The following is a 5236-nucleotide window of genomic DNA, read 5'->3' on the forward strand; positions in this document are numbered from 1 at the left end:
TATCATGCGGGCGCGATCGCCCGCCGCCTGCAGGTAACGCGCGCCCCTCTCCCGCTCGACACTCTGTGCGAAATGATGACCGAGCGCGGTCAAATCCTCGAGCCGTTCCGGCTTGTCGCCGCACAGTTGCTCCAAGGCGGCACCGACCCGCCCATGGATGTCGGACCGGCGTTGCAGGAGCAGATTCTGATAGATCACGTCCTGCAGCAATGTTTGTGTAAAGCGGTAGCTTTGCGACGAAACCGAACCTGATCCGGCTACCTCCTCTATGATTTCCGCATCGCAAAGCAGTTCGCAACCGGCTTCCAGACGGCCGGGGTCGGCTGTCACGGCTTTCAAAAGGGTCGCGTTGAAACGCGGGCCGATCACAGCGGCTTCCTGAGCCAACCGGCGCACCTCGTGCGGCAGCCGGTCGACGCGGGCAAGCAACATTGCCTGGATGGTGGCGGGAATGCCGGTTGCGACTTCGCCTGCCACTGTCCGCCATCGCTGGCCCTCGCGCATCAGTACACCGCGGTCGATAAGGCCGCGAACGATTTCCTCTACGAAAAGCGGATTGCCGCCCCCGCGCTCGAGGATCTGGTCGGGAAGCCCTCCTGCTGAGTTTACCCAACTCTCGCCGAAAAGCGCCGCCAGCAGTGCGCGTCCGTCATCATTGTTGAGCGGCGAAAGCCTGAGCGCTGTGTGACTGACCCGACTTGAGTCGAGCTGGTCGTTGTCCGGCGCCGGACGATGCGTGACCAGCAACATCAACCGCGTGCGTTCCAATCTGTCCATCACGAAACGCAGTGCCTCGAGCGACGCGGCGTCGGCCCAGTGCAGGTCTTCGACGACAATCAACAGCGGCGATAAAGCAAGCCGCCGTTCGATGATTGTGCGGACTGCGTAGAGAATTTGCCGACGCAACTGCTCGGGCTCGACATGCTGCAAGGTGGCATCGGGGTCGCCAAGGCCAAGCACATGGTAGATCAAAGGCATCAGCCGATCCGCCTCCTCGCCCTCCAGGCCGAGATCGGTTAGCAAACCTGCGAGCTTGCCTCGCATCTCCTCCCCATTGTCGTTTTGCATCATCCCGGCAGCGCTGCGCACCACTGCGCCCAAGGCGCCAAATGATTGTTCCCCCAGCGGTGAGCACGTCGCCTGCCGCACGGCGACGTTGCGAAAACGATCCTCGTCGCCGACGCGGGCGACGAACTCCTTCACCAGCCGCGATTTCCCGATACCGGCTTCTCCGACAAGGCGGACAAGCTGGGCCGAGCCGCCGCACGCCTGGTCAAGGCTGGCCAGCATTCTATTGAGCTCCGCACCGCGGCCTATTATCGGCGCGCTCAGGCCGAGCGCCTCGAGCCCACGCGCTGCACGCGGCGTCGCAAGCGGTGCATCCAGTCGATGGACGAGCACGCTGCCAGCCTTGCCGCGAAGCACGACGTCGCCCAGCGACTCATATGAGAACGCATGGCGGGTCAGCCTGTGGGTGAGCTCGCCGACCAGCACCTCACCCGGTGCGGCTAGCGATTGTAGGCGTTGCGCCGTATTCACCGTGTCGCCGGTCACCGAATAGGATTTGGCGGTGCCGATGCCCAATCCTCCAGTAACGACCGGACCAGTGTTTATGCCGATGTGGAGTAACAGAGGCGAGCCGGAGTGGGAGGTGCTTTCGCCGAGCCGCGCCGTCCGGGCGATCATGTCGAGAGCGGCACGAAGCGCACGCTCCGGATCGTCTTCATGTGCGACCGGCGCACCGAACAAGGCGAGCAGCGCGTCGCCGATGAATTTGTCGACGAAACCACCAAAGTTTCGCACGGCCGCCGTCAATTCCTTAAACAAGTCGTTCTGCAGCGCTTGCATGACCTCTGGGTCGAGCTGCTCGCTGAGCGTCGTGAAGCCGCAAAGGTCCGCGAACAGGACCGTCACCGTTCGGCGATCGGCGTCGGAGGCGGGATGCAGCCCATCTTCGCTTTCGATGTTCGCAAGCAGCGACGGAGTTCGAGAAGGCGGCACAATGGTCCGGCTTGGTGTCGGAGCGGGACGCTCGACGACCTTTGCGGACGCACCGACACCAGCCCCGCATTTCGGACAGAACTCGAAATCAGGTGCGCAAAGGTAGCCGCAACTGGCGCATGGCACGGGCTGGCGCTTGCCACACTTCGGACAGAAGGCGAAACCGCGCTCAACCTCGAAACCGCAGCCCAAGCAGTCCATGCAACAAGACCTCACTTGCGGCCGTGACGGGCATGATCTCGCCACGTACTTCACGGCCAGGGTATTCACACAAGGATGAACCGATCGCCGTCGACCGGCAAGCGCCAGCGCAAATGGGCATGGAGCGACCAGTATGGGTTCAAGGAGGCAGCCGGATCAGAGGCCAAGTTCACCGATAGGTCGCCGTCGGTTGGCGTTGCGCACTAGAAAATCAACCTGAATAGGGCCTGAAGCAAGGCTCAGGTCCCCTTGATCTCCGCCCAGCCGATCTTGCGCCATCGGGAGTCTTCGCGGACCAGTTTCAGGTCGTCGGTCGTGTCGGCAAGTGTCCGCAAACTATATTGCCGGAGCAGTTCCGGGAAGAGCGCCCCTTCCGGCAGGCCGGCAAGCTGCTCGCGGACCGATATCTTTTCATCGATGACTCGCATGCCCCAGGCATTTTCGCGCACCTGCAGCTCCGCAGCCAGATCGCGCTCTTCCGGCACGTTTTCATCCAGCGCGGCCAGCAGGATCGAGTGGAAAAGCGCTACGTAGCCAATCTGTCTCAGGCCGCCCACGGCCCGCACGCGCGGCAATATGGCAAGGACGAGGAACATCAGGAACAGGTTCGGCAGCAGCACGCCATCCAGCAGCGCCTGCCTGAGATGCGGCCGCTCGAACGGGATGGAAAGACCGTGCGGCCTGTCAGGCTCGATCAGGTGTCCGTTGTCGAGGGCGAGCTTGCGCACGCGCTGCTCGCGGATGCCCCAGAAATAGTCCGTCGCATTGGGCAGGAATCTGCCAAACGGGCCCGATGCGGCCTCTTGCAACGCATGGTCGAGACGCTGGCGCCTTGCGGGCTGGGTGAGCAGCCTGGAAAGAAGGCTGCCGTCATATTCCAGATGCCGTGCCATGGCAGAAGCGGCGAGCCGATCATCGATGAAGACGGGAGCGGCCATGCCGGAACGATCCCAATTGGCGACCAGATCCTCATTGAGGGCCGTCAGCGCATCGGCGGCGGTTCCAAACACCTTGTCCTGGCTGGAAAGCAGTGTGCCCCGCCAGCGGCTGCCATCCGTTTCATCGCCAACCGCTTCGAGCGCGCGCTTGTTGAGGGAGACAGGACCGGCCACGCAGACGCTCTTGCGGCACAGTTTGTGGCGCCCCAAGCCAAACAGGTTGACCTTGTCGTCGCCGACATCGAGCCATCCCGGCCCCTCCCGGCCAATGGTCTCCATGGTCATCGTCGTGCCCATGAAGCCGACGAAGGCCGACAGCCCGTTTTCTACCGCGCCGAGCCAGGCAAGCAGCAGGGCATCGAAGGTAATCCGATCCATCAGGAGGAGGCAGTGCAGGCCGGATTGAATCACCGGTCTGTGCTCGAACTCTTCGACGACCTTAGCGACTTCCTCAGGCTGCATAATTACGTCGAGGCGCTGACGCAGGACGTCGCGCAGGATCGAGCGGGCGGCGATCGCCGGGCCCGATACAGGCCTTGCCACCGGCCGCCACAGATGGCGGGCGTAATCGGAAACCGGTGCATTCCAGTTCTGCTCGATGTCGCGCACGACTTCAGGGCAGAGCAGCGACAGTACAGCCAGAATTTCCACCGGAGGCGTAGGGGTTGGATCGAAGACGGCGGTCATTGATCCCGTCTAGCCGCATGTGGTGCAAACGCCAAGGGAAACAGCGAATCTTAGAACCGCAGTCGGGCCATGCTCAGGAGGTCGTGGTACTGCCCGTCAGTAAAGCCGGCCTTCACATGCCGACCTTCGACCTCGAAGCCGTGGCTTGTGTAGAGACGGATGGCCGGTTCGTTGTCGGCATAGACGGTCAATTCGACCCGCTTCAGGGCCCGCCAGTTATCGGCCACGTCGAGCAGCGCGCCGAGTATGGCAGAGCCGATGCCCTTGCCGACAAAGGCATCGTCAAGGCCGATGTTGATCTCGCCGACATGCGAGCGGCGCGAACCCTGCACGACAAGGTTGCCATGGCCGACGACCTTGCCTTCCAGCTCCGCCACGATCCAGGTGGTTTCCTGGCCGGACTTGGCAATGCGCCGCTCCACCTGCTCCACCCGCTCGAAAGGCATCCTGAGAGTGCCCTGGCGAAAGCCCGGCATGTTGAAGATAGCGCAAAGCGCCTCCGCATCGCTTGGCCGGACGGCTCGAAGCTGCGGTTCGATTTTCTCGGAGGATGGCGAGGTCGTGCTGGTCATGGCGTTCCCGGCTAGAGCAATTCTAGGAAAGGTGTAAGCGGTTTTCCGCCCGGAATTGCGTCAGAACAACGAGATAGAGCAGTTCGCCGTTTCCTTTGAAACGGTGAAATGCTCTAGGGCGATCGGCCCGGCACGATGCACCGGACGTCACTCGAAAATCCAGTCGTCTCCATAGTCTATGATGCCGATTGCGAGCTAAAATACCGGAAGGCAGCGTAGAATTTGAAGACGCCGCTGAGACCGATCCAGCCGAAAAGGGCGAGCCAGCATAATGTCTTTGTTGCCGTCCAGTCGATCCGGTGCACCGCAGCGTCGGTGATGACCAGGCCAAGGATGGCTAGCAGGCCAACCAGAAGCTGCGCCAGACCGAGCACCAGCAATTCCTCGCGCGGAGCGTTTTTCCATAGGAGATACACGCCGCCGGCGCCGGCGAGGAAGATGGCGCTGTAGACCTGGGCGTGGAAGGGATCGACCGGCCACGGCCAGCTGCTGCTGACAACCCGGGGGAACAGCAACATGCCGACGCCGTATAGCCCAAGGATCACCGTTTCCGCTGACATGTAGCCGCGCCATGCGGGGGTTAAGGCCACGCCTTTTGCCGAAGGACGGGCCCTGGCCCGCCACAGGAACAGCCCGGATACCGCGGCCGAGGCAAGATAGACAAGGAACCAGAGCCAGGCCGCTTTTCGTTCGAAGTTGAAATAGCCGAGATTGATGAACGAAGCCGCCGACACGATGACGGTGAAAATGAAGGCCATGACGAGCACCAGCCTGCCGGGCGACCAGCGATTCCAGAACAAGAGCGCCGCCATCACCGCCATTTCGGCGGTGTAGAAG

4 protein-coding genes are annotated in these 5236 nt (G+C 62.3%); all 4 read right to left on the reverse strand.

The window, feature by feature from the left end; genetic code table 11:
* Positions 1-2202 (reverse strand): adenylate/guanylate cyclase domain-containing protein (locus tag EOA27_RS20575; protein ID WP_127257015.1); only part of this gene is annotated, 2202 nt, incomplete at its 3' end.
* Between the two features lie 239 nt (positions 2203-2441).
* Entirely contained in the window at positions 2442-3827 is a 1386-nt protein-coding gene (locus EOA27_RS20580) for a hypothetical protein (protein WP_127257018.1), read from the reverse strand.
* A gap of 50 nt (positions 3828-3877) precedes the next feature.
* Positions 3878-4399, reverse strand: a complete 522-nt coding sequence (locus EOA27_RS20585; protein ID WP_042639164.1) for a GNAT family N-acetyltransferase — start codon at positions 4397-4399, stop codon at positions 3878-3880.
* A gap of 176 nt (positions 4400-4575) precedes the next feature.
* The gene (locus EOA27_RS20590) at positions 4576-5214 is read right to left on the reverse strand and encodes a hypothetical protein (RefSeq protein WP_245491126.1); all 639 of its coding nucleotides are present in this window, start codon (positions 5212-5214) and stop codon (positions 4576-4578) included.
* Positions 5215-5236: the final 22 nt, after the last annotated feature.

Origin of the sequence: Mesorhizobium sp. M2A.F.Ca.ET.037.01.1.1, assembly GCF_003998075.1 — a bacterium.
Taxonomy (GTDB): domain Bacteria; phylum Pseudomonadota; class Alphaproteobacteria; order Rhizobiales; family Rhizobiaceae; genus Mesorhizobium.

Bases quoted from the DNA above. Each gene is read 5' to 3' on its own strand.
- EOA27_RS20585 (WP_042639164.1), bottom strand. From the start codon at position 4,399: ATGACCAGCACGACCTCGCCATCCTCCGAGAAAATCGAACCGCAGCTT.
- EOA27_RS20580 (WP_127257018.1), bottom strand. From the start codon at position 3,827: ATGACCGCCGTCTTCGATCCAACCCCTACGCCTCCGGTGGAAATTCTG.